At 43.5% G+C, this 24,031-nt stretch carries 22 protein-coding genes; 11 read left to right on the forward strand and 11 right to left on the reverse strand.

Translation table 11 applies throughout. The features are described 5' to 3' along the window. Nucleotides 1–65: 65 nt before the first annotated feature. The 9 genes from radA (at nt 66) to G458_RS0114875 (ending at nt 9,505) form a co-directional block, all read left to right on the forward strand. Nucleotides 66–1,439: a DNA repair protein RadA gene (gene radA, locus G458_RS0114835; protein ID WP_026952582.1), complete on the forward strand. Its 1,374-nt coding sequence runs from the start codon at nt 66–68 to the stop codon at nt 1,437–1,439. 87 nt (nt 1,440–1,526) lie between these two features. Further along, nucleotides 1,527–2,798, forward strand: coding sequence for an FAD-dependent oxidoreductase (locus G458_RS0114840; protein WP_169719277.1), 1,272 nt, complete (start codon nt 1,527–1,529; stop codon nt 2,796–2,798). Next, nucleotides 2,755–3,690 carry a glycosyltransferase family 2 protein gene (locus tag G458_RS21525; protein ID WP_051287355.1) on the forward strand — a complete coding sequence of 312 codons (936 nt, stop codon included), beginning with the start codon at nt 2,755–2,757 and terminating at the stop codon, nt 3,688–3,690. The genes G458_RS0114840 and G458_RS21525 overlap by 44 nt, the downstream gene beginning before the upstream one ends. A 55-nt stretch (nt 3,691–3,745) precedes the next feature. Further along, the gene (locus G458_RS0114850; protein WP_026952584.1) at nt 3,746–4,114 is read left to right on the forward strand and encodes a DMT family protein; all 369 of its coding nucleotides are present in this window, start codon (nt 3,746–3,748) and stop codon (nt 4,112–4,114) included. A 9-nt stretch (nt 4,115–4,123) separates the two neighbouring features. Beyond that, nucleotides 4,124–5,872: an arylsulfatase gene (locus tag G458_RS0114855; RefSeq protein ID WP_035468315.1), complete on the forward strand. Its 1,749-nt coding sequence runs from the start codon at nt 4,124–4,126 to the stop codon at nt 5,870–5,872. Between the two features lie 11 nt (nt 5,873–5,883). Beyond that, complete coding sequence (locus G458_RS0114860) at nt 5,884–7,344, forward strand: pyridoxal phosphate-dependent decarboxylase family protein (RefSeq protein WP_026952586.1); 1,461 nt, start codon at nt 5,884–5,886, stop codon at nt 7,342–7,344. Nucleotides 7,345–7,380: 36 nt separating this feature from the next. Next, nucleotides 7,381–8,346 carry a TolB family protein gene (locus G458_RS0114865; protein WP_026952587.1) on the forward strand — a complete coding sequence of 322 codons (966 nt, stop codon included), beginning with the start codon at nt 7,381–7,383 and terminating at the stop codon, nt 8,344–8,346. A gap of 219 nt (nt 8,347–8,565) precedes the next feature. After that, nucleotides 8,566–9,015 carry a hypothetical protein gene (locus G458_RS0114870; protein ID WP_026952588.1) on the forward strand — a complete coding sequence of 150 codons (450 nt, stop codon included), beginning with the start codon at nt 8,566–8,568 and terminating at the stop codon, nt 9,013–9,015. Nucleotides 9,016–9,052: 37 nt separating this feature from the next. Then, a complete protein-coding gene (locus G458_RS0114875) occupies nt 9,053–9,505 on the forward strand; it encodes a YdeI/OmpD-associated family protein (protein WP_026952589.1) in 453 nt (150 codons plus the stop codon). On the opposite strand, the gene G458_RS0114880 is transcribed toward G458_RS0114875, so the two are convergent. The 10 genes from G458_RS0114880 to G458_RS0114925 form a co-directional block, all read right to left on the reverse strand. Then, on the reverse strand, nt 9,502–11,904 hold the full coding sequence (locus G458_RS0114880; protein ID WP_026952590.1) for a TonB-dependent receptor: 2,403 nt from the start codon (nt 11,902–11,904) through the stop codon (nt 9,502–9,504). The two genes, G458_RS0114875 and G458_RS0114880, sit on opposite strands and share 4 nt — an antisense overlap. Nucleotides 11,905–11,977: 73 nt before the next feature. Then, a complete protein-coding gene (locus G458_RS0114885; protein WP_026952591.1) occupies nt 11,978–12,667 on the reverse strand; it encodes a fatty acid desaturase in 690 nt (229 codons plus the stop codon). 32 nt (nt 12,668–12,699) lie between these two features. Continuing rightward, on the reverse strand, nt 12,700–13,545 hold the full coding sequence (locus G458_RS0114890) for a 4-hydroxy-3-methylbut-2-enyl diphosphate reductase (protein ID WP_026952592.1): 846 nt from the start codon (nt 13,543–13,545) through the stop codon (nt 12,700–12,702). A 7-nt stretch (nt 13,546–13,552) separates the two neighbouring features. Then, nucleotides 13,553–14,260 (reverse strand): lycopene cyclase domain-containing protein, encoded by a 708-nt coding sequence (locus G458_RS0114895; RefSeq protein WP_026952593.1) that lies wholly within the window; start codon nt 14,258–14,260, stop codon nt 13,553–13,555. Next, a complete protein-coding gene (locus tag G458_RS0114900) occupies nt 14,260–15,102 on the reverse strand; it encodes a phytoene/squalene synthase family protein (RefSeq protein ID WP_026952594.1) in 843 nt (280 codons plus the stop codon). The genes G458_RS0114895 and G458_RS0114900 overlap by 1 nt, the downstream gene beginning before the upstream one ends. Before the next feature lie 17 nt (nt 15,103–15,119). Further along, the gene (locus G458_RS0114905) at nt 15,120–16,604 is read right to left on the reverse strand and encodes a phytoene desaturase family protein (protein WP_026952595.1); all 1,485 of its coding nucleotides are present in this window, start codon (nt 16,602–16,604) and stop codon (nt 15,120–15,122) included. Between the two features lie 4 nt (nt 16,605–16,608). After that, complete coding sequence (locus G458_RS0114910) at nt 16,609–17,121, reverse strand: RNA polymerase sigma factor (RefSeq protein WP_026952596.1); 513 nt, start codon at nt 17,119–17,121, stop codon at nt 16,609–16,611. Nucleotides 17,122–17,312: 191 nt separating this feature from the next. Continuing rightward, complete coding sequence (locus G458_RS0114915; protein WP_026952597.1) at nt 17,313–18,209, reverse strand: MerR family transcriptional regulator; 897 nt, start codon at nt 18,207–18,209, stop codon at nt 17,313–17,315. Next, nucleotides 18,206–18,652 (reverse strand): sterol desaturase family protein, encoded by a 447-nt coding sequence (locus G458_RS0114920; RefSeq protein ID WP_026952598.1) that lies wholly within the window; start codon nt 18,650–18,652, stop codon nt 18,206–18,208. The genes G458_RS0114915 and G458_RS0114920 overlap by 4 nt, the downstream gene beginning before the upstream one ends. Before the next feature lie 60 nt (nt 18,653–18,712). Beyond that, the gene (locus tag G458_RS0114925; protein ID WP_026952599.1) at nt 18,713–19,378 is read right to left on the reverse strand and encodes a carotenoid biosynthesis protein; all 666 of its coding nucleotides are present in this window, start codon (nt 19,376–19,378) and stop codon (nt 18,713–18,715) included. A gap of 96 nt (nt 19,379–19,474) precedes the next feature. Here G458_RS0114925 and G458_RS0114930 point away from each other — a divergent pair, with 96 nt between their 5' ends. Both G458_RS0114930 and G458_RS0114935 read left to right on the forward strand, forming a co-directional pair. After that, the gene (locus G458_RS0114930) at nt 19,475–19,777 is read left to right on the forward strand and encodes a DUF4286 family protein (protein WP_026952600.1); all 303 of its coding nucleotides are present in this window, start codon (nt 19,475–19,477) and stop codon (nt 19,775–19,777) included. Beyond that, nucleotides 19,777–20,241 (forward strand): TspO/MBR family protein, encoded by a 465-nt coding sequence (locus G458_RS0114935; protein ID WP_026952601.1) that lies wholly within the window; start codon nt 19,777–19,779, stop codon nt 20,239–20,241. The genes G458_RS0114930 and G458_RS0114935 overlap by 1 nt, the downstream gene beginning before the upstream one ends. Nucleotides 20,242–20,289: 48 nt before the next feature. On the opposite strand, the gene G458_RS0114940 is transcribed toward G458_RS0114935, so the two are convergent. Continuing rightward, complete coding sequence (locus tag G458_RS0114940; protein ID WP_026952602.1) at nt 20,290–23,913, reverse strand: amidohydrolase family protein; 3,624 nt, start codon at nt 23,911–23,913, stop codon at nt 20,290–20,292. Nucleotides 23,914–24,031 lie beyond the last annotated feature (118 nt).

The raw sequence follows: 24,031 nt of genomic DNA on the forward strand, positions 1-24,031 counted from the left end.
AATTGGTTGGCCATCAATGTGGATTAGATCCTGATACTTGATACCAACTACTTGATACTTCAAAAATGGCCAAGATCAAAACATCCTTTTTCTGTCAAAACTGCGGTGCGCAAAGCCCTAAGTGGTTGGGAAAATGTCCGGCATGTGGGCAGTGGAATACCTATGTAGAAGAAGTCCTTCAAAAAGAGGACTCCGGAAAAGGCACTTGGAAGCAAAGTTCCGGAGGCACAAAAAAAGCAAGTACTCCCAAGAAAATCACTGAGGTCAACTACGAAGAGCAGCCCAGATGGATTACCGGAGATGATGAGCTGGACAGAGTTTTAGGAGGGGGGATTGTGCCAGGATCACTGGTGCTGATTGGAGGAGAGCCGGGAATAGGAAAGTCCACCCTAATGCTTCAGATTGCTCTTACGCTGAAAAATAAAACTGTCCTATACGTATCTGGTGAAGAAAGTGAGGCCCAAATAAAAATGCGAGCCGATCGGATGTCTGCAAAAAACCCGGACTGCTATGTGTTGTCCGAGACGAATACCCAGCAGATTTTTCAGCAAATTGAGATCCTAAAGCCTGATTTTCTAATCATCGATTCCATTCAGACGTTGAGCAGTCAATACGTGGAGTCTGCGGCAGGCTCTGTTTCTCAAGTTAGGGAATGTACTGCTGAGCTGATGAAATTTGCTAAGGAGACCGGAACTCCGGTGTTTTTGATTGGCCATATCACCAAAGATGGATCCATTGCCGGACCGAAGGTTTTGGAACACATGGTGGATACGGTTTTGCAATTTGAAGGAGATCGGCATTTGACTTATCGGATCTTGCGAACTTCCAAAAACCGCTTTGGATCGACCCATGAATTGGGAATCTATGAAATGCGAGCTGAAGGACTCCGCGCTGTGGCTAATCCCTCAGAAATATTACTTACCCAAAGAGAAGAAGTACTAAATGGGGTTGCGATCGGGGCCATGATGGAAGGCAACCGTCCCATTTTGATCGAAATTCAGTCCTTGGTCAGTCCAGCCACCTATGGCACCCCACAGCGAAGTAGTACCGGTCATGATGCCAAGCGCTTGAATATGCTTTTGGCGGTTTTGGAAAAACGTGGAGGAATGCGGCTGGGGCAGCAGGATGTCTTTTTGAATGTGGCTGGAGGGTTGAGAGTGGACGATCCGGGATTGGATCTAGCCGTATGCGCTTCCTTGATTTCCAGCTATGAGGATACTCCTGTTTCGGAGCAAATATGTTTTGCTGGTGAGGTGGGACTTGGAGGCGAAATTCGAGCTGTTTCCCGGATCGAAAACCGGATTGCTGAGGCTGAAAAGTTAGGATTTAAGAAAATTGTAGTGTCCAAATACGCTGTAAAAGGCTTGGACCCAAAGAAGTTTAAAATCCAAATCCTCCAGGTAAGTAAGCTGGAAGAGATGTATCAGCTGATATTTTGATTTTGGGAGAATTCCCGGCTTTAATTTGATTAACTGCTTTGCCCTTTTAATTTTAAAGAATCATTTCATAGAATTCTTTTTTTGATTTTGAAAAATAAACGAATAGCAATCCTTGGGGCTGGAGGATTGGGTGTCTGTGCTGCCCTTGAGCTTGCCCAAAGAGGATACCAAGTTGACTTGTTTGAAAAGCATTCCGAACCTATCCGAAAAGCCAGTTTTGTCAATGAAGGAAAAATCCACTTGGGATTTATCTACGCCTTGGACAAGGATCTATTTACGGCCCGGCAGATGTTGGTGGGAGCGGTTCATTTTATTTCCAATCTGAAGAGATGGATTTCGATCCAGCCAGAGGAATTGATTTCAACTCCTTTTAATTATTGTAACCACAAAGGGTCATTGGCGGATGCAGAGGAGCTAGCATTACATTACCAAAAATGCTCTCAAATTTTTGACGAGGTAAGCAAACGCTTTGGTAAGAAATACCTGGATCTGGAGGATAAGATTTTCTCCAGAAAGCTCTCCAAATCCGAAATGGAAGACATTGTCAACCCGGAGTTTATGGAGGATGTCTTTATCACCAATGAATACTCGGTGGAGCCAAGGAGGATTGCGTCCCTATTGAGAGAAGCTTTGTATCAGGAACCCAAAATCGAACTCCATTTAAATTCCGCTGTTCAAAAAGTAGAAAGAATCGGGACAAATTTCAGAGTTCATTATTCTCAATCGGATCAGGTATTCAGGGAAGATTACGACGAGGTAGTGAACTGTACTTGGAATAATCTTTTGCAGATCGACCAAACCATGGGCATTGAACCCCTTTACAATTGGTCTTTCCGGTATAAGTTTGGCAATAAGGTTTTGGTACCTTTTCAGGCGGAGGATTTTCCGTCTTGCACGATGGTCCAAGGCCCTTTTGGAGATTGTGTCAATTTCAAGGACAGAGGAGGATTTTTCTCCTGGTATCCTATTGGCCGAACAGGCTGGTCAGAAGGAAAAAATCCCCCCGAATGGGACAAGATGTATTCCGAAGAGGAGAGATTCGACATCTTCCAAAGAAGTTTTGAGGAATTAAAGCAAAGAGTTCCCGCATTAAAAGGACTTCAGTTTCCGAATGAGAAAGTGGATCCGGTAGGAGGGGTAATTTTCGCTCTTGGAAATACTGACGTGGACAATTCCTCCAGCAAATTACACACCCGACATGAGGTGGGAGTTCGATCCTTTGATGGCTATCATTCTGTAAATACCGGGAAATATACCCTAATTCCCCTGCTTGCGCTTCAAGTGGCCAACAGGATAGACGGCAAAGACGAAACCAATGAGAAAACCACAGGTATCCATTATCACCGCCACTTACAATAGCAGCCATCTTCTCAGGCATGCTATTCAGTCTGTTTTAAATTCCGAATATCAGGATTGGGAGCTGATTGTGGTGGGTGATTGCTGTACCGATGACACAGAGGAATTAGTCAGAGCTTATTCTGATTCGAGGATTTTCTTTTATAATCTGAAAAAAAACAGCGGGCAGCAGGCCACTCCCAACAATTTTGGATTGACAAAAGCGCGGGGAGAGTTCATCGCTTTTCTTAATCAGGATGATTTATTTTACCCGGATCATTTATCGAAATGTGTTCAGGAAATAGAGTCCTCTGGAGCAGATTTTTTGATTGTGCCAGGGCTAAAAATTATCACCACCAAAAAGGAGGATTTCGAAAAAGGGAAATATAGGGCTGACCTTTGCAGCGTACATCCTGACGGGAAGTTCTCTACCAATGTATTTAGCGTGGCTTCCACCTGGTTTTTCAAAAAGGAAATTGCCCAAAAGATTGGTGCTTGGAAGGTTGAAAAGGAACTCTATGTCACTCCCTCTCAAGAATGGATTTTTAGAGCTTTTCAGGCGGGGATAAAATTTCATTTTCCTTCGTGGGTAGGAGTCATAGTGATTTTGAGCGGAGAAAGAAAAAACTCCTATGTGATCAAGAGTAGTTTTGAGCATGAATTTTTTTCTCAAAAGTTAGATGACCCCGAATTGAAAGCTAAGCTTCTTGAGCAAGCTGCAATTTTTGCTTACAAATTCGTACAAGATCAATTTTTCTTCCAGCCCAAAGTATTGCTCAAGCGTGTGATTGGATTGCCTTTCGATTGGGTGTTGAAAAAATTGAAAATTCATCCCACGGCACCACGATTTCGAAGCGTTTGGGGTAAAAAGGGTAACCTGATCCGAAAAGTCCGAAAAGATACCGGATTGGATTAGCCCAAATTTCTAGGAATCTTCCGATTTTTCCTTCTTGGTTCTCTTCCCTATTTCTATGAAAGCATTTCTTACCATTGGGCTTTTGGTCCTTTCCAACACCTTCATGACTCTTGCCTGGTATGGTCATTTGAAATTCGCAGAATGGAAATGGTTTTCCAAACTTGGTTTGGTCTCTGTGATTTTGATCAGCTGGGGAATCGCCCTTTTTGAATATTGCTTTCAGGTGCCTGCCAATAAAATAGGCTTCTCCGGCAATGGAGGCCCCTTTTCTTTGGTTCAGCTCAAAGTCCTGCAGGAGGTGATTACCTTGATTGTTTTTATGGTTTTCACTTTGATTGCCTTCAAAAATGAATCATTAAGACTCAATCACCTCATCGGAGGCATTTTTTTAGTCTTGGCGGTTTACTTTATCTTCAAGAAATAGCCGGCAATTATGAGACACTTTCCCCAAATTATCCTGCTCCTCTTTTGTAGTCTATTTTTTGGCTGTGAAAAGAAATCCCCTTCGACTCCTCCCAACCTGATCCTCATTATGACCGATGATCAGGGTTTTGGGGATCTTGCCATCCATGGGAACCCATTTGTAAAAACCCCGAACTTAGATCAATTGGCCTCTGAGTCTGCTCAGTTTGAGAGGTTTTATGTCAGTCCGCTTTGTGCACCTACCCGAGCCAGCCTGTTGACGGGTAGATACCACTTGAGAACTGGAGCTGTATCCGTGTCCAATGGCTTGGAGACCGTGGACTCCGAGGAGTATACCTTAGGAGAGCTTTTTTTGGATAATGGTTATAGGACCGGGATTTTCGGCAAATGGCATAATGGACAGCATTTTCCCAATCACCCTTTAGCTCAGGGATTTGAGGAGTTTACCGGATTTTCTGCGGGGCATTGGTCCAATTATTTCAATTCTCATCTGGAAAAAAATGGGGAAGAAATAAAGTTTGAAGGCTATTTGCCAGATGTGTTGACGGATGAGGCGATGGATTTTATAAGGAAAAATAAGGACCAACCATTCTTCGCTTATTTGCCCTTAAATACACCCCATAGTCCTCATCAGGTACCGGATAAATTTTTTCAGCCCTACAAAAATGCAGGTCTGGAGGATGAGCTCGCGGCAATCTATGGCATGGTGGAAAATATCGACTGGAATGTTGGCCGGGTAATGGCCCTTTTAAAAGAGCTTGAGCTGGATGAGAATACCTTGGTGATATTTCTGACAGACAATGGACCGAATGGGCAGCGCTTTAATGCGGGAATGAGAGGGGTAAAGGGCTCCATTCATGAAGGAGGGGTCCGTGTTCCGAGCTTTTGGAGGTGGAAAGGAAAAATCACTCCTCAGCAGATTTCCACTCCAGCAGCACACATTGACGTGATGCCTACCTTGGCGGAACTTTTTGGATTGAAAAGTAAGGCAGAAAAGCCTTGGGATGGGGTTTCCTTGGTTCCGGTTTTTGAAGGGGAGGAATTGGAATCCCGACCGATATATTCTCATGTGGCGTTTTTGGACAAAGAATTAAAAAGCCGGCCTGGAGCCATCCGACAAGATTCCTTATTGCTAACTCTTTTGCCAGAGGGAGTCAGCTTGTTTGATCTAAAAAATGATCCGGGGCAAACACAAGATCTAGCACAAAGCTATCCCGATCAGGCAAAATCCATGGAGGAAAAATATCAATCCTGGTGGAATGACGTAAGTGCGGATATTGTGATGATCCGAAAAATCCCGGTTACTAACCAGGCAAAGCAGATTGTTTTGCCGGCCTATGAAGCCTTGCTGGAAGGCGAGGTCCGCTTTTTTGAGGGGCATGGTTGGGCTCAGGACTGGGTGACAAACTGGAAGAAAGAGTCAGATTTTATTCGCTGGGACTTGGAGGTCTTGGATGGGGGTATTTTTGAAGTCTGGATTGAATATGCGGCCTCGGAAAAACAAACCGGACATGAATGGAACCTTTCAAATTCAAACTCAAGTTTATCACTTGCGATTGAGGAAGAGTTTATTCCTGAGTTGATCGAAAGCCCGGATCGGATTCTACGAAAAGAAGCACCTGAACAAACTTGGAAAAAGATTCGGCTAGGCACTATGGACTTTTCTAAGGGCAACCAAACTTTGACTTTACGCGCAACCTCAATTTCACCGGAAGGAGCTGGAGATATTTTTAGTGTTCGGCTAATTCCAAAGCATTAAAACCCAAATTCATGACTGACATTACTGCTAAAGACCAAACCCTTGATCCCGAGAATTGGGATCAAATGCGGCAGCTTGGGCATCAAATGATTGACGATTTATTTGATTACTGGCAATCTATACGGGATCAAAAAATCTGGAAACCCATCCCAGGTGAGGTCAAAGACTTTTTGGACCAGCCTATTCCTGAAAAGGGTCAGGATCCCGAGCAGGTTTATCGGGATTTTAAACAATATGTTTTCCCCTACAATAAAGGGAATGTTCATCCGAGATTTTTTGCCTGGATACAAGGTACCGGAACGCCCATGGGGGTTTTGGCAGATCTCTTGGCTTCAGGGATGAATCCTAATACGACCATCGGCGAGCATTCTGCCATGTATGTAGATCGGCAAGTTGTCAACTGGTGTAAAGAGCTGATGAACTTCCCCCTAGAAGCCTCTGGAATCCTAGTCAGTGGAGGATCAATGGCCAACATTACTGCCTTGACAGTGGCGAGAAATTCTTTCAAAGAAGAAAAAATCCGAACAAAAGGACTGAAAGCTGCCTCAGCCCAATTGGTATTATACTGTTCAGTGGAGACCCATTCCTGTATTCAAAAAGCCGCAGAAATCATTGGTTTAGGGACTGATGCAGTCCGAAAGATCGGTGTAAATGAGCGGTATGAAATGAACGGGGATGAGCTGGAGTCCTGTATCCAAGAAGATTTGGAGGCTGGATTGTTTCCATTTGCTGTAGTTGGGACCTCGGGGACAGTCAATACTGGCGCGATTGATCCGATGGAGGAATTGCTGGCTATTTCCAGAAAATACGGCCTTTGGTTTCATGTTGACGGCGCTTATGGGGCATTGGCGAAGCTGGATTCCAAATATTCTGACAGACTGAAAGCCATTGAAGAAGCAGATTCCTTGGCCTTCGACCTGCACAAATGGCTCTATGTTCCTTACGAAGTGGGCTGCACCTTAATTCGCGATGCCAAGAAACATCGGGAGGCTTTTGCGATCACCCCTAATTATTTATTGCAGGAATCTCGGGGCCTCTCCGGGGGATTGGATTCAGTCAATAATTATGGTTTTGAACTCTCCCGTGGATTCAAAGCCTTGAAGATTTGGATGTCTCTCAAGGAGCATGGTAGAATGAAGTATGCCGAGATGATTGCCCAAAACAACCGACAGGCCGAGTATTTGGGAAGTTTGGTGGAAAACTCTCCCGAGCTGGAACTTACGGCTCCTGTTTCTATGTCCATCACTTGCTTTAGAATGGTCAAACCAGACCTTTCAGAATCCCAACTACGAGACTTGAATCGGGAGATTTTACTTCGGCTTCAAGAAGAAGGGATTGCCTCTCCAAGTTCTACGATTCTTCAGGGAAAATATACCCTCCGTGTGGCCAATGTAAATCAAAGAACCCGCATGGAAGATATGGATTTGCTGGTGAGAGAGGTACTAAGGATAGGAAGGGAAATTGGCGAATAATCTGGAAAAAGGGTAAATTCCTTAAACCCTTGCCATATGAAGACTTTCCTTTGCCTACTATTTTCCCTCTTGCTGTATTCTTGTCAGCCTAAGGAAACAACGGTTTCTGAAAAAATGGATTTCTTGATTGCTTACAATACCTGGGAGCCGGATTCCATAGCTGAGGACAATTGGGAAATCCGGATTCTGGATCCAGAGGATAGCCTTCATACCTCTCAAAACATCATCAATCACCCTGATGTAGCGTGGACATATTTAGCCCATGAGGACAGGATTTTCTTCATCAGCGACAGGGATACAGCTTATCGGCATTTCTTCCTTTACGAAATGGGTCCTGACGGATCTGGGGTAAAAAAGCTTTCAGATTTGAGACTGGAAGATAGCTGGATGGATATAAACCCTGAAAAAAATGAGATGGTGGTAGCGGCAAGACCTTCCCTGGATATTCGGTATCAGCTGTATCTGATAAATCTGGAAAATGGAAATTATTCTCCTCTAGTCAATGATACGGCTTACCGCTTTTCTGATCCGGTCTTTTCACCGGATGGTAACCAAATTGCCTTTGTAAAAAGCCCGAAAACCAAAAAGGAAGGCGTTTTCCCAGAGGTTTTCCTCATGAATCGGGATGGGAGTGGAGAAAAGCAATTGACCGTCTTTCCTGCAGAAGATCCGGCAGCGAATTCTTATGGATATAAGGCAGGAGCCTTGAGATGGCATCCCACCGAAGATTTTATCTCCTATGCCTCTTCCAGAGGAAATGGGACTTTCATTTTTGGAGTGACTCCTGACGGTACCCAAAATTGGCAGATCAGCAGAAGTGGCAAAAAAGAAGTCTATCATGACTGGAGTCCTGATGGAAAGTGGCTTGCCTTTGAGCAATATCAGGACACCCTTTCCAAACAGTTTCATATTGTTTTGATGAATTGGGAGAGCAAGGAATCTAAAATTTTAACCGATACGCTTCTCAAAACGCAGCTGGCTCCTGTTTTTGTAAGGAAATAGGCAAAATCCCTGATCATAAAAGAGAAACCTATTGATGGGATGTGTTCTGCCTAGGTCTTGAATGGAATAGGCAGGATTAATGAGCTTTCAAAAGGGTAAAATCTTCAAATTAAGCCTTGGGAAAGAATAATTGGTGCGATTTTGGCGAAAGGAATTGCTTATGATTTTTCTCCCCAAATGGAGATCCTTCTATTAAACCAACAATTTAATACACAAAAAATGAAGAAATTCTTAAAAGTAATCTCCCTATGCTTGTTTTTGGGAGGAGCGTTGGTGCTGAATGCAAATGCTCAGGAAATCGGTATCAGACTAGGCAACGTGAACGGGAATAACGTGGCTGTTGACGGAGTTTTTTCTCTGGGAGATTTCAGCAGAGTCCATGCTGATGTGAGTTTTGGCGGTGGAGGTTTGGGTATTGATGCCCTTTGGAACCCAGTTTATGATGACATAGCCGACACTGACTTTAAATGGTATGCAGGCTTTGGTCCCTCTGTGTTTCTGGCGGACAATTTCAGATTGGGTGCCGCTGGTGAAATTGGCGCAGAATATGCCTTTACCGAAGTTCCGATCACGGTAGGTTTGGACTGGAGACCTTACTTCATTCTGGTGGAACAGACCACCTTCGATGCCGGAGGATTTGGATTGAATATCCGATGGAGGTTAAAATGATCTAAGTAACTTAGCGGGGGAACACCCCGCTTTTTTTATGGATGAATTTTTCAACCAAGTAGTGATTCTGGAAAGATTTACCGGCAAAGGTGGTTGGACCTATGCACGAGTACCAAAGGAAAAACTGCCTTCTAAAAAGTATTTTGGCATGCTGGAAGTTTCTGGTCAGGTCGATGAGTATGTTTTCCAAAAAAAGCATCTGATGCCCATGGGGGACGGGACCGTTTTCCTCCCCGTTTCCAAAGAAATCCGAACCAAAATCAAGAAAGAAGCCGGAGACGAAGTAAGATTGATTCTTTTCACTGAATCCATTCCAGATCAGGTTCCGGGAGAACTTAAGGCTTGTCTCCAAGATGATCCCGGAAAATGGGAGAGCTTTCAAAAGCTTCCGGAAAAGGAACAAAAGGAATGGATCGAAACCATTTATTCCTCTTCCAATGAAGATCATCAGGTACGGCAGATTCTTCGATTACTGAATTTTTTGGCTTAAAACTCTACGATAATCCCCACGGTAGGCAGCACATTTCCAGCAGTATTTTCAATCAGTTTTAGCTGATATCTATTCGGGTCATTGGAGTCTTGAAGAATATTTCCGGACCCATCCCGAACCGGTACCAAAAGAGGAGCTTGTTGGGCTTGGAAATTGTAGAAATTTTGAATGTCCACATACCAGTTGAGGTTCCATTTAGGGAAGTAATACTTTTTGTCCAACCTAAGATCCAACTGATGAAAGGCAGGGAGCCTTACAGCGTTGATCTGGGAGTAATCCAGCACTCCGGAATTCCTCAGATCCCAATTGGACTTCAATGAAGATTCCTCCAAGTTGAAAGGGGTATAGGGGGTGCCTCCCAAAAATCTCCATCTGCCTCCCAATTCCCAGTTTTTACCAAATCTCTTTCCGGCAGTCAGGCTGACGATAAACCTATTGTCCCAAGAGGAAGGAAGATATCCTTCAGAATTCGGATTGGTGAATTCACTCCGCACCAGAGTGATTGCGGCAATGCCATAGAAATTGTTGAAAAGTCGCTGCTGAGCCAGAAACTCCAAGCCATAAGCCCGACCCTGAGAATTGGATTCGACAGGTTCATTTCCAATGACCCCAAAATCAGCCCCTAGATTGGCGAGTGAAATCCCATTCCGGATCGAGGAAGGATAGTTGGAATACTTCTTATAAAACCCTTCCAGAGTAAATCTTCGATACTTTTCCGGCACGACAAATTCCAATCCGCCAATCAGTTGAGAATTGCGAATAAACCGCACATCATTGATTTGATTGAGTAGCTGTCCTTCATTGGATCGATACCCGAGAACGGTATAAGCGGGTTTTTGGTAATAGATGCCGGCATTGGCTGTAGCAAAGAGGTTGTTCCTTAATTGATAAGAAAAAGAAACCCTCGGACTGATCTGGTTAAGAGGGTTTTGGGCAGTTTTTCCAAAATCTGAGCCATCCACCCGAACTCCTCCTGTAATCAATAGTCTATCATTGAAATAGTTTTTACTACCCGAAAAGAATGCTCCGTATTGGTTGAAATTGGAAGTGGATTGTACATCGATGATTTGCCCTGAGAAGGAAAGCGTACTGCGGTCGAAATTATTGATGAAGAATCTTGAATAGGAATAATTCACTCCATATTTCAGGGTATAACCTTTTCCGAAAATCGAATTTTCTGCTCTGAATTTATTCTCAGATTCTTGGGAAAGGTAGTCTGAGAGGAGATTGGCCTGGGAGCTTTCATCATTTCCGGCGTATTTATAGGCGCGGTTATTCAGCATGTTCCGGCTCAGGATAAACGTCCAAAAGCCATTTTCCCGATAGCGTTTTAGCTTCAGTCCCGTGGTGTAATTCCATTGATTTTGAACCGGCAAGATGTCCAGTAGGTAAAGCCTGTTTTCCAATTCTTCTTCTGTTTCCCCTTCTGGAATTTCTTCATTGAGGACAAACTGGTCAATTGCCCCCACTCCGATAAAAGTCAGCTCTGTTTTATCGTTGATTTGGGTAGTGGTTTTCAACTGAAAATCATTGAAAGTAGGCAAAAATGGCAGGCCTAAAAGCCTGAAAAGACCTTGGAGATAGGATCTTCTGGCGGAAAGAATATAGGTCGTCTTTTCGCTTATTGGGCCTTCATTCGAAAGTGTGATCTCGGAGGCGCCTACCGTCAGTTGAGTAAACATTCGATCCCGACGGCCCTCTTTCAACTGAAAATCGAAAAATGAGCTCAGTGCATCCATCCGATTGGAAGGAAAACCACCCGTCAGTACATCCACATTTGTGATCAAGTTTACATTGAGAATTCCTACCGGACCACCGGAAGAACCCTGCGTCGCAAAATGGTTAATGACAGGGACCTCGATTTCATCGACAAAGAATTTGTTCTCGTTGGGTGCTCCACCGCGAATAATGATGTCATTTCTGAAGCTAGCGGTGGAGGCTACCCCGGGCAAAGATTGGATCACCCTGGAAATGTCTCTGTTGCCTCCCGGATATCGTTCGATTTCGTTGGTATTGAGCCTTCGTGCAGAAATGGGAGTTTCTTCTGAGCGGGTAAATTCACTGCTGACCACTACCTCATTGAGTTCCGAAGCTTCCTCTCCCAGGGCAAAGTCCAATTGGACAGGCCGAGCTTGGGAGATTTGGATTTCGTATTGGGTTTGAGCTTTAAATCCGACAAAACTTGCGCGGATATTATAAAGTCCGGGAGGGATGTTTTTGATTTCATAGAATCCATTTTCATCAGAAATTCCCCCAAGATCCGTGTTCAAGATTAGCACATTGGCATAGGGAATGGGATCGTTGTTGATCGGGTTGAAGATTTTTCCCCTGAGAATACCCTGTGCGAGGAGTTGGGCTGGGATCAAAAAAAGAGCAAGAAGGAATAATCGGAGATTCATGTGGATAGTGTTGGTAAACTAAAAAGCAATTAAAAAAGGAATTGTTTCCTCAGCATTGAATTTTTGCCAAAAATCAAATAAGACCTTTCTCCTTTTCTCTCCAGAGTCTCCACCAAGGAACCCCGGGAGCATCATGATGCTCAAAATGATATCCAAAAAAGTAGCAAGAGATAAATGCCCAAAGGTGATTTTTGGATAAGGTATGAGAATGATGTGGATTGTCGCTTTCGCCCCTGTGAGGAACATATGTACCAAAATAGAAGAGCTGCAAAGTGGAAAGAACTGCCGGAAGCATCCAGAATAAAATCAGATTTTCGACTGGAAGAAACAGCTTTAGAATATTAAATGTCACTGCCATCAACAGCACTTGCCAGATATTGATGTATTGGCGAAGAAAGGAAAAGTACCAAATCAGGAATTTTCCAGAAGGGTGATAATCCGGATCCTGATCTGTGGCTACATGGCGATGATGTTCATGATGTTTGGGGAAAAGTCTCCAATAGAAATTATAGGAGAATAAAATGGCAGCAATCCACCCAGTAATATGGTTTATCTGTTTGTTCGAAGAAACCACCCCATGCATGGCATCGTGGGCAGTAATAAAAAGCCCCGTATAAAGATGCATCTGAATCAAAACCGCCAAGTAAGTCACGGGATTGGACCAGTTGATTTCCCAAGTCAAAAGGAAAACGAGGGAACAAAACCAAATGAAAATGATGGTCCAAGCGATGATTAGACCTTTGGGATCTATTTTGCCGAACATAGGATAGAAATAGGCATTTGAGCCCCTTTTTGCTAAAAGGTAAGTAATTTTTCTTTGACCTGCTCCATCAGCCACATCGGCGTGGAGGTGGCGCCACATATTCCTACGGATTCGTTGGAGGCAAACCAAGAAGAGTCGATTTGTTCCGGGTTAGAGACAAAAAAAGTGTTGGGATTTTTCTCCTTGCACACGTTGAATAATACTTTTCCATTGGAAGATTTGGTGCCCGATACAAAGACAATTTTATCGTATTTGTCGGCGAATTCCCGAAGTTCCTTGTCCCGATTCGATACTTGCCGACAGATGGTATCGTTGGTGTTTACCGTAATTCCGTTATCCCTCAAGACTTCATTGATTTCGTAGAACTTGTCCGTGCTCTTAGTGGTCTGGCTGTAAAGGGTAAGATTCTTCGGAAGAGATTCTAGATTGAGCTCCGAGATATCTTGGAATACCACGGCCTCATTGTTGGTTTGGCCTAGAAGTCCGATTACCTCAGCGTGGCCATGCTTGCCATAGATATAGATTTTTTCCTCTTTGTCGAAAGAATTTTTGATTCGGTTTTGCAGCTTCAACACCACCGGACAAGAAGCATCAATCAGTGTCAGGTTGTTTTTGATAGCCAATTGATAGGTTGAAGGCGGTTCTCCGTGAGCCCGGATCAGGATTTTTTCATTACTAAGATCCTGCAGCTCTTGGTGATTGATAATTTTTAAACCTTTTGCAGTCAATCGATTTACTTCCTCATCATTGTGGACTATATCTCCCAGACAATAGAGGTAGCCCTGCTCATCTAATATTTCCTCTGCCATTTCTATGGCATAGACGACTCCAAAGCAAAAGCCTGAATTTGAATCGATATGTACCTGAAGGTTTTTCATCGGATAGTTAACTACTCAGGGTTGTAATTGTTTTTCGGCTTCGGATCTTTTCGAATATACTGATATTCAAGAGAAACAGCGTCATAGAATAAATAGTGTCTTCAATCGGAACCGTCCAAATCCGGATTCCTAGGTTTTCGGCATTGTTATAAATCACCACAGGTTCCTCTGTCAGGCCACCTGTGAGAACTCCATTGCATAGAAATAATGGAATCAGATGAATCAGATAGGCAAAGATGAATCTTCCCAAATACCGATCTCCGAAATAGAGGTAATGTCCCAACAGCGATATTGCTCCGATTATGAAATTGACTGAGGTGTACCACTTGTCCAGATGAAGTATTCCCAAGCCTAAAAGCAAAGGGACTAGCACATAAACAAATGGTTTGGCAACAGGCCTAAAATGATCTTTTGGGAAAAAGTAAATCAATACTTCATAGATAAATACACAAGCAAAAGGAATAATCAGAAAGAACAACCATTCCTCTAAAGGAAGATTTCCCAAGTAAACTCCAATTAAATACCGTGGATTGAATTCCCAGACACCCAAGTGTGTAAACCAAATGTCCCAAATGACGAAGAAGATTCCTGTAATCAGCAATGCAGGGAAAAGTGCTCCCCATTGACTTGAATATTTGATTCTATGCTCAAAGGACTGAGCCAATGGATAGGATAAAGCAAACAGATCAACCGCCAGATATAGGAATTTTTCCATCAGAGGATGCCTAGTTTGGTTTCAAAATAAGTTCCAACCAATAGAGAAAGCTTTTGGCTATTTGGGATTCGGATTCGCTTTTTAGTGATGGTGTCAGCAGGAAGGCTTTTGATTTTATCGAAGAGTTTTTGATAATACATGTAGGCAACCCGAACTCCGAGTTTTGCCGAAGTAGGCAATTGTTCGATTCCTATCAGGGAGTCGTTGAAATCTTGCTGGATATCTTCTTCAATCTGGGTTTTTACAATTTGGTCAAAATGTTTGTAATCTACTCCTGGGAAATAGACACGCCCTCTTTCTTCATAGTCGCTTTTGATGTCACGGAGGAAATTTACCTTTTGAAATGCTGAGCCTAGTTTGCATGCCGGTGTCTTAAGTTTTTCAAAAAGCTCCTCGTTTCCTTCGCAAAATACTTTCAAACACATGAGCCCAACTACTTCAGCTGAACCATAGATATACTCCTTGTACTTGGAGTCATCATATTTTTTGGCGTCCAGATCCATTTCCATACTGACCAAAAAAGCTTCGATATACTCCAGAGGGATATTGTATTTGTTGACAATCAATTGAAAGGCATGGAGGACCGGGTTGAGCGATATGCCTGTTTCGATTGCTCGATAGGTGTCTTCTTTGAATTGCTGAAGGAGAAGTGATTTGTCCTGCTGGTGAAAAGTATCTACGATTTCATCTGCAAACCTGACAAAACCATAAATGCCATAAATCGGCATGTGGAGTTTTTTGTCCAGCGTTTTGATACCAATGGTAAAGCTGGTACTGTATCGCTGGGTGATCAGCTTGCTGCACTCCAAAGTGGTCTGATTAAATAGCTCTATGGCATCCATTTCTAATGTGTCTGGGGTTACAGGTTGAAATCTTTCTTTACCTCAGCAGCGACGACTTGCCCGGAGATCAGGGATGGAGGCACCCCTGGGCCAGGAACCGTCAGTTGGCCGGTATAGTACAAATTTCTAACGTTTTTGTTTTTGAGTGCCGGTTTCAAAACAGCTGTTTGAGTCAGCGTGTTGGCCAGTCCGTAAGCATTGCCCTTAAAGGCATGGTAATCTGATTTGAAATCCGCATGTGCATAGCTTCTCTTGAAAATCACATGCGAACGGATTTCCTGTCCCGTGATTTTCTCCAAACGGTCCATGATGATGTGGTAATATTTTTCCCTCATTTCATCGCCATCCTCTAAGTCTGTAGCCAATGGAATCAACAGGAATAAGTTTTCGCATCCTTCAGGAGCGACGGTAGGATCTGTGATGGAAGGAACAGAAGCGTAAAAAAGAGGTTTCTCCGGCCATCTTGGATTTTTGTAAATGGCGTCGGCATGCGGTCCGAGAGGCTCGTCAAAGAAAAGATTGTGGTGACGAAGATTCTTCAGGCGCTTGTTGATTCCCAAATAGAAGAGTAGGGAGGAAGGAGCCATGACCCGCTTGTCCCAATATTTTTCAGTGTAATTGCTGTATTTGGGATTGACTAAATGTTTGTCCACATGGTGATAATCTGCACCTGCTACGACTACATCTGCCTCGATCTTTTCTCCTGATTTCAGTCTTATTCGTCTGGCAGTTCCGTTTTCTATTTCGATTTCTTCTACTTCAGAGCTGTATCGGATTTGGACTCCTTTTTCCTCTGCCAGGGTGACCATTCCTCGAATGATCTCATGCATCCCTTTCTTTGGATACCAAGTTCCCAGCGCGATATCAGCATAATTCATCAAGCTGTACAACGCTGGTATATTTTCAGCGGTTTCTCCCAGGAAAAGAACCGGGAATTCCATCAGCCGAATGATTTTATCATGGGAGAAAAACTTCCTGACATGCTTAGACATGGACTGGAAAATGTCCATTCGAATCATATCAACCAATAAACTTGGGGAAGTGAATTCAAAAACTGAGCGGCTTGGCCTTTTGACCAAGTCATGGATGCCGACTTCATATTTATACTTGGCCTGAGCCAAAAAAGACTCTAATTGCTTTCCTGCTCCGAGTTCAATTTTTTCCAGCATGGACTTGAATTGCTCCAAGTCTGCAGGAATATCCAGAACGTCATTTTCCCCATAAATCACCGCATAGGAAGGATCTAGCCGGAGAAGTTCATAAAAGTCACTGGGTTTTTTGCCAAAATGTGCAAAGTAATTCTCAAACACATCGGGCATCCAATACCAGCTTGGACCCATATCAAACACAAACCCCTGATGCTCGAACTTTCTTGCTCTACCACCAGGGGAATCGTTTTTTTCAAGGAGTGTAACTGAACAATTGGAGTCTTGCGCCAAATGGGTGGCTGCGGAAAGCCCTGCAAATCCAGAGCCGATCACTACCACTTTTTTCTTGGACATAGGATCAATTTTTATGCTGATAGACCATCAAATCTTCTTTTAGAAGCTTACGGGCAATGTGAATTCTATTTTTAACTGTCCCGATCGGAATCTGAAGTTTGTCTGCAATTTCATGGTATTTAAAACCTCTGAAGTGCATCATGAATGGTGTTTTGTAAACGTCATCAAGCTTTTCGATGGCGGTAGTCACATCATCCATGGTGAAATTACCAAAAACTCCGTTTTCTATCTGTACGCTGCTCGAATTAATATAGTGCAGATTATCGGTAGTATCTACGAATGTACCTCTTCTCACCATTCTTTGATAGTTAGTGATGAAGGTGTTTTTCATGATGGTATAAAGCCACGCCTTTAGATTAGTACCTTCTGTGAACTTGTCCTTGTTGGTGAAGGCTTTTACCATCGTGTCCTGAATCAAATCGTTTGCGTCATCCACATCTCGGGTCAGCTTCAAGGCGAAAGGCTTCAAGGAGCTGGATAGTTTGTTGAGAGAGTAGCTAAATTCTAGAGTTGTCATAGCTTTGTGGTTTTGTTTAATCAAAAATAAGAAAGATTAAACAAAGAACAAGACTTTGTTGAATTTATTTTCAAAAAACTTCAACAAAAAATTATAAATGGATTGAAAAACCCATTCAATGGACGAAAATGTAGAAGATTGGAATAAAGTGGATTTTTAGCCTTGTTTAAGAAAAATAGTAAAAGGCTAAACTATTTCTCTTGAGGTACCTCATGAATTTCTTCCAAAAAGTCCTTGATGTCTCGGATATACATCATTTGGCGGACATTGGAAGGGAAGGTAAAGTCCTGACCGATTACTTGATGGCCAGAAACCAAAATCTGGCTTTCTGGAAACTTGGCAGAGAGGGAGTTGATGTATTCCGGAACATTTTCTGAAGAAGGTGAATTGGTGATCACCGTCAGAAGGAATTCAGGTCTATGGATATTATAAACGGATTCGAGATCTGCCTGAGGAGTACTCTGTCCCAAGTAAATCACTTTATGGCCTCTGGACTTGATGAGATAGTTTGCAAAAAGGATTGAGATCTCATGCAATTCGCCCTGAGGCAGGAAAAGAAGGAATTTTTTTCCGGTATAATTTCCCACCTGACCGTCAATTGCCACAATCAGCTTTTGCCTTACCAAATTGGAGATGAAATGTTCTTGAGCTGGATTGATAGCTCCGGTCTGCCAAAGGACTCCGATTTTGGTCATGAAAGGATAGATGATGTTGAGCATGGTCTGCTCAAATCCCAGCTTGATGATATTGGTGGTAAGGATTTTTTCAAAACGCTCCTCGTCCAATTCGATCATACAAATTGTCAAAGTATGGATTTGATCATCGTGAGTTAGGCTCTTTTCAGAAAGTTTGAGCACCTCACCTCTGATTTCCTCCATGGACATGGAAGCAATTTTGCTGATTTTATATCCGTTGTCATTCAAGAGTGAGACATTTAGAATCAGCTTCAGATCCTGATCGTCGTAATAGCGGATATTGGTATCAGTTCTTTTTGGAGAAAGAAGATCATACCGTTGCTCCCAAATTCTGAGCGTATGGGCTTTGATGCCCGATAGTTGTTCGAGGTCCTTGATTGAATACGTGCTCACTTTTCTTCTTCTTTTAGAAATTCTTTAGGGATCAAAAAAAGGCCAAATGATACAGCGTCGTCCTTTTGATTGGTTTTGTGATGTGCTTGATGTGCTCTAAAGATGGCCTTGAGGAAATGACTTTTAGGTCTGTCAAACCATTTTAATCTCCTGTGCACCAATACATCATGAAGGAAAAAGTACAAAACCCCATAGAGGCTGATACCAATTCCTATCCAAAACCGATAGTCCAGACCAGAAGCACCGACCAATATCAGTGCTACAGCAATGCTGCCAAACAAAAGGGAAAACAAATCATTCAACTCAAAGAATGATTTGGACGGTTGATGATGGGTTTTGTGGATCATCCACAAGGGACCATGCATCACATACTTGTGAATAAACCATCCGGAAAACTCCATGATAGCAAATCCAAGTACCGTAAATCCTATTGCCGTTATCATTATTTGAAGAACTATCTCGAGGTGATTTTGTTGCAGGAACTTATTTCTATCATGGAATTTTTAAATTCCAAGTGTAAAATTCAAGAGCGCGAAGAAGATTATCCAGGTAATCAAAAGAAATACCGCTATCGGATTATCTTTTTCGAAATTGGCTTTTCTCCAGATGAAATGGATCAGGAATGATACAGCAAACCAAGCTGCATAATTACCCACCGGGATCTGATCCCATTTCCATGCCCAAAACTCCAAGGATATTGCTACGGGTTCTAGGATGTAATCCAAAGCGGTCATAGCTGATGCTCCCAAGAAGGCGGCATAATAATCATTAGGCACTCGATGGAAGGCCGAACCCGTAAGGTAGGCAAGAATAAACCAATTTACTCCGATGACAATTGGCACTTCCCAAAGTTTTGGACCGAGCACGGTACCATAGACATAATCTCCGAAAAGGTACCCTGTGTGAATTCCGATCAACTCAGCCCCAAATCCGATCCAGAATGCAGCTGCCGCAAAAATAGGAAAGGCATCATTCCAGCCCCGGTGATAGAAAAGCACCAAAAACAAGGTGGTCAAAAGCTGAACCGGAGTGAGAAACTGAAAAAGCTCCCGACTCTCGGGAAAGCTTAGTCCCACCAGGCCCACCAAGTGCAAAAGGACAATTATTACCTTTCCAATGGTGATTCTCAATGATTTTGATTCTCCTCTGGAGGGGACCACTTTATGCATATTTCAAATTTTAGGTAAGATTCGTTCTGGGATTCCTAACTTTGCCCGAGAGATTCTTGTTGGCAAAAAAAGTAAATAAAACCCAATTCACTGATTATGATCCTATATAATATCACCATTAATGTCACGGCGGAGATCGAGGAAGACTTTATTTCCTGGATGAAGACGACCCACATCCCAGAGGTTTTGAACACCGGAATATTCCATGATCATAAATTTTTCAGACTATTGCACGAATCTGAGGATGGATCCACCAATTACTGCATCCAATATTTTACCGAGAGCATTGACAAAATGATGGAGTATGAAAAGCAGCATGCAGCACTCCTTCGCGCCAAAACTCAAGAAAGGTACAAAGACAAGGCGGTAGCCTTCCGTACACTATTAGAGACCATCTGATGTCTAGGGCCCTGAAATTAATTATAAGCTTAGCTTTACCTCAATTAGCAGGTGGTCTGGGAGCTTTCTTTACCTTTTCATCCGTTCGGGACTGGTACCTGACCATCAATCGTCCTAGTTGGAATCCGCCCAACTGGATTTTTGGGCCAATGTGGACTACGCTTTATGTCTTGATGGGAATTGCTTGCTACTTGATTTGGAAAAGCGAGCATCCACAGAAAAAACAGCTATTGACGCTTTATTTTATTCAATTGGGTTTAAATACACTATGGTCTCCAGCATTTTTTGGAGTTGAAAGCCCGATTTTGGGCTTGGTGGTGATTATTCCGCTTTGGGCAATGATCTTGATTTGTGTCATTCAGTTCAAAAAAGTGAGTGCTTGGGCTTCGGGATTAATGGTTCCCTATCTGCTTTGGGTGTCTTTTGCGACAGCATTGAATTTTGCCATTTGGCAATTGAATTAAAAAAGGCCGACTAAATTCCAGTCGGCCTTCTTATCATCCTGATTTTATTTACTGTACAACGGTTGTTGTCACCTTAGGCGCTTCCTTGGTCCATGGACTTACATCCAGTTTACGTGGTGTAGGAAGAATTTCATCCAAGGTATTTCCATCATACACTCTACCGTCTTTCACTACATGGGTGATTGTGTTGGTATTGCGGATGTTTTCGAGAGGATTTTTATCCATGATCACCAAATCAGCCAACTTACCGGCTTCGATGCTTCCAAGTTCTTTATCCAAACCAAGAGCTTCTGCACCCAAAATGGTAGCAACTCGAAGTGCATCCATAGTGCTCATGTCACCGCTAGCCACAGACCATAGCTCCCAGTGGTAGCCCAAACCCTGAAGCTGTCCGTGGGATCCTACTCCAGCCAATCCGCCTTGCTTGATCACGGAGTTGACCCCTTGGGCATGCTTTTCAAAGACATGATCTTCAGGAGTAAACCATCCACCTAGTCCACCGACTCTTCTTCGGGCTTTCTCATTCAGCTCATTGTAAGGAGTGAATCTGTTAAGTTTTGGATCGTGAAGTGGACTTTCCGTGGTGTAGTAAAAGTTTTCAGCCCAAGGACCTCCATACGCCACCAACAAAGTCGGGGTGTAGGCCATTTTGCTTTCTGCAATAGTCTTGGTCACGTCGCTGTAAAGCGGGAAGATCGGAATAGAGTGCTCATGTCCTGGATAGCCGTCAAATAGCTGAGTCATGTTCAGTTTGAAGTCCAAACCACCTTCAGTGGTAGGCATTAGCTTTTGTTCTTTCGCAGCCATAATCACCCACTGTCTATGTTGACGGTTGCCGACAAGATACATTTTGATGTACTGGGTATTGAAGTACTTGCTGTACTGCTTCAGGATGTTTTTGGTCTGATCCAAAGATTTCAGATTGTACATCCAATATCCAACACCCGGTCCGGTGGAATATACTCTAGGTCCAGGAACCATCCCGGCTTCTACCATATCCCCATAGGTCAATACGTCTGTAGTTGCTGTTTGAGGGTCTCGGGTAGTGGTCACCCCATAGGCTAGGTTTGCGGCATAGATCCAAACGGAATTCTTGTGTAGCCCCCAAGTCGGCCACATGTGAGCATGAGTATCGATAAAGCCGGGAGTGATGGTTTTCCCTGAAGCATCGATCACTTTGGCCGAACCGGCATTCAGAGTGCCGGTTTTTCCTACGGCTTTGATTCGGTTATTCTCGATGAGAATGTCACCATTTTCAATTACCTCGCCTGCTTTCATGGTCACAATCCTTGCATTTTTTAAGAGGATGCTTCCCGAAGGAGTCGCCTTGGCGAAGTAAACTTTGACCTGATTTTCGCTTGGCTTGTAGGTTTCCTTTTCCTTGAGCTCAGCTTTGTAAATACTATCTGCTTTGAACTTCTCTTTATCCGCTTTGAACAACGAATCAATTCGCTTTTTCTCGGCTTTGGCAAGAGAGTCCGCTAATTTCACTGCATCTTCGCCTTTAGCTTTCAAGGCAGCTACACTGTCTGCAGCGGCAAGAGTTTTGGCTTTTTTAGCTGCTTTTACCGAATCCTCAATAAAATCTGCCCGATCCAAGTCATAAACCCAATGTCCGTTTCCTAGTGACCAATGGATTTTTTTTCCATTTGCCTCCCATGCCGGCCATTCTCCGCCGATTTCCGTCAATTGACGGGACGGGAAAGTACTTGAGCTCGGTTCTGCGACATTAATACTAGGGGTTTTTCCCACTGTAGGAATGGTGATCACATAGACGTTATTATTGACTTGTGCCAAAGCCTGATTTCCTACTGGAGCCATCAAGATAGTGCTGGCACTTGCCGGACGCATCTGCGGTTCTCTGGCATTAGTTCCCTCCGGAAGCATGCAATAGTTAACTGCATCCGCATTAGAGACAGGCCGCCCCATGACGTATTTCACATCAGAAGCCACATGGCCATGCCCTGAGTGATCCTCATGCGGATCGACCACGGATCCAAATGGAGTGATGCCGGTGATTTTAGCGATTTCCTTGGGATCGGTTCCGTCCCATTTTACGCTTAGCAAGGTGCCTCCTGGGCTGTTGAGGAAAATTCTACTGGTATCCTGAGTGAAATGAGCATTTCCATAATTCCCTGCATTGAGTACTTTTCTGGCAGGACCACCAGCGGCAGGAATCCAAATAAGCTCCGCTTCTGAGCCATTTACTCCGGGGCCTTCAGCTTCAAACATTACTCTATTGGGTGCTTTAAAGACAACAATTCTATTTTTTGGTCCCCAAACAGGACCAGAATACAAGGCCGACTCAGAGGAAATCTTGGTAACAGCTCCATTGCCTGAGATATTGGCTTTGTAGATGCTGCCTCCATTTTTCTCTTCCCAGGTCACAAATACCAACTGAGTACCATCTGGGCTCCAAGAAGGCATAGCTTCAGTGAACTCGTTCTTGGTTACTCTTTTGGGAGTTCCAGAAGGGTAATCCATCACATAAAGTCTGTTGAGGGCAGAAAATGCCAATTTTTTTCCATCAGGAGAAGGTACAGCATCCCGGATTTGTGAGGCTACTTTATGAGTGGTATCCTTGATTTCATAATTGAAGTACAAGCGGGGACCCATGGCCAATTTAACATCAGCTTCGAATGGAATTTCTGTCGCTTGGCTACCATCCACCGGAAGCTTCCAAAGTTTTCCTCCATACGAAGCAATCACGAATTTGCTGTCAGGAGTAAATGCCATAGCAGGCAAAACGCCCTGAGGAGCGATGGATTCCTGCTCATCTCTTTGTACGGGGTAGGCAAGCCATTTTTCATCACCTGTTTTGAGGTTACGGATGACCAAACCTGTCTTATCGTGCCATCTTGACCCATATACCATCCAATTGCCATCCTTGCTTAGGGTAGGCGTAAAGGCAGAACCGTAGCGGGAAGTAATGCTGGTTATTTCTCCTTTATCAAAATCATAGGTTCCGATCTGATATTGCGGCAGCATGGCGTTGTAATTCCAAGCCCCTGTTCTCCAAGAGAAATAAACACTTTTGCCATCTGGGCTTACAAATGGATCGATGGTCTTCATGGTTGCTGGATTTTCATTCAGCTGGATTCCCCCACCACCGTCTTTGTGATACATCCACAGTTTGGTGATTCTTCTGCCTTTTGCAACCACGATGTATTCTCCGTCAGGTGTCCAATGGGCTCCCGGTACATCGCCGTTTTTGTCTTTGGTCACCTGAACAGTGTCCTTTTTCTCCATGTCGATATACCAGAGGTTGTCATTGCCGGCTCTATCTGAGGTGAAGAGAATTTTTTTACCATCCGGAGAATATCTCGGATGCGTTTCATAAGCGATCCCAGTAGTCAGGGGAGATGCTTTTCCTCCCTCCATGGGTACTGTGTAGATATCTCCCATCAGATCGAAGGCAATGGTTTTGCCATCTGGACTGACATCTACGCTCATCCAGGTGCCTTCGCTGGTTGTGAATTTTACTTCTCGTTCAGGCTTTAGGGGAAGTTCTTTGAATTTAGGGTAGTCTAAAGAGTCCTTTTTGACACTATCCTGTGCCACATGGTTTTTGGAAAAAGGAAGGAGAGTCGGATTGGATTTTGGCACAAGGGCGGCCATACTTACCGAGACTCCCAAGGCTACCAAAAAGGCAGGTTGGGTTAGTTTTCTCATTTTCATTTGGGTTTGGGGAGATGAATCTAACATTTAGAATTGTGATTCAAAAAGAAGTGAGCACCCTGTTGATAAATAGCTCATTATCGGACAAAACGGACATTGTCTTTTCCTGATC

This window comes from Algoriphagus mannitolivorans DSM 15301 (assembly GCF_000429425.1).
GTDB lineage: Bacteria > Bacteroidota > Bacteroidia > Cytophagales > Cyclobacteriaceae > Algoriphagus > Algoriphagus mannitolivorans.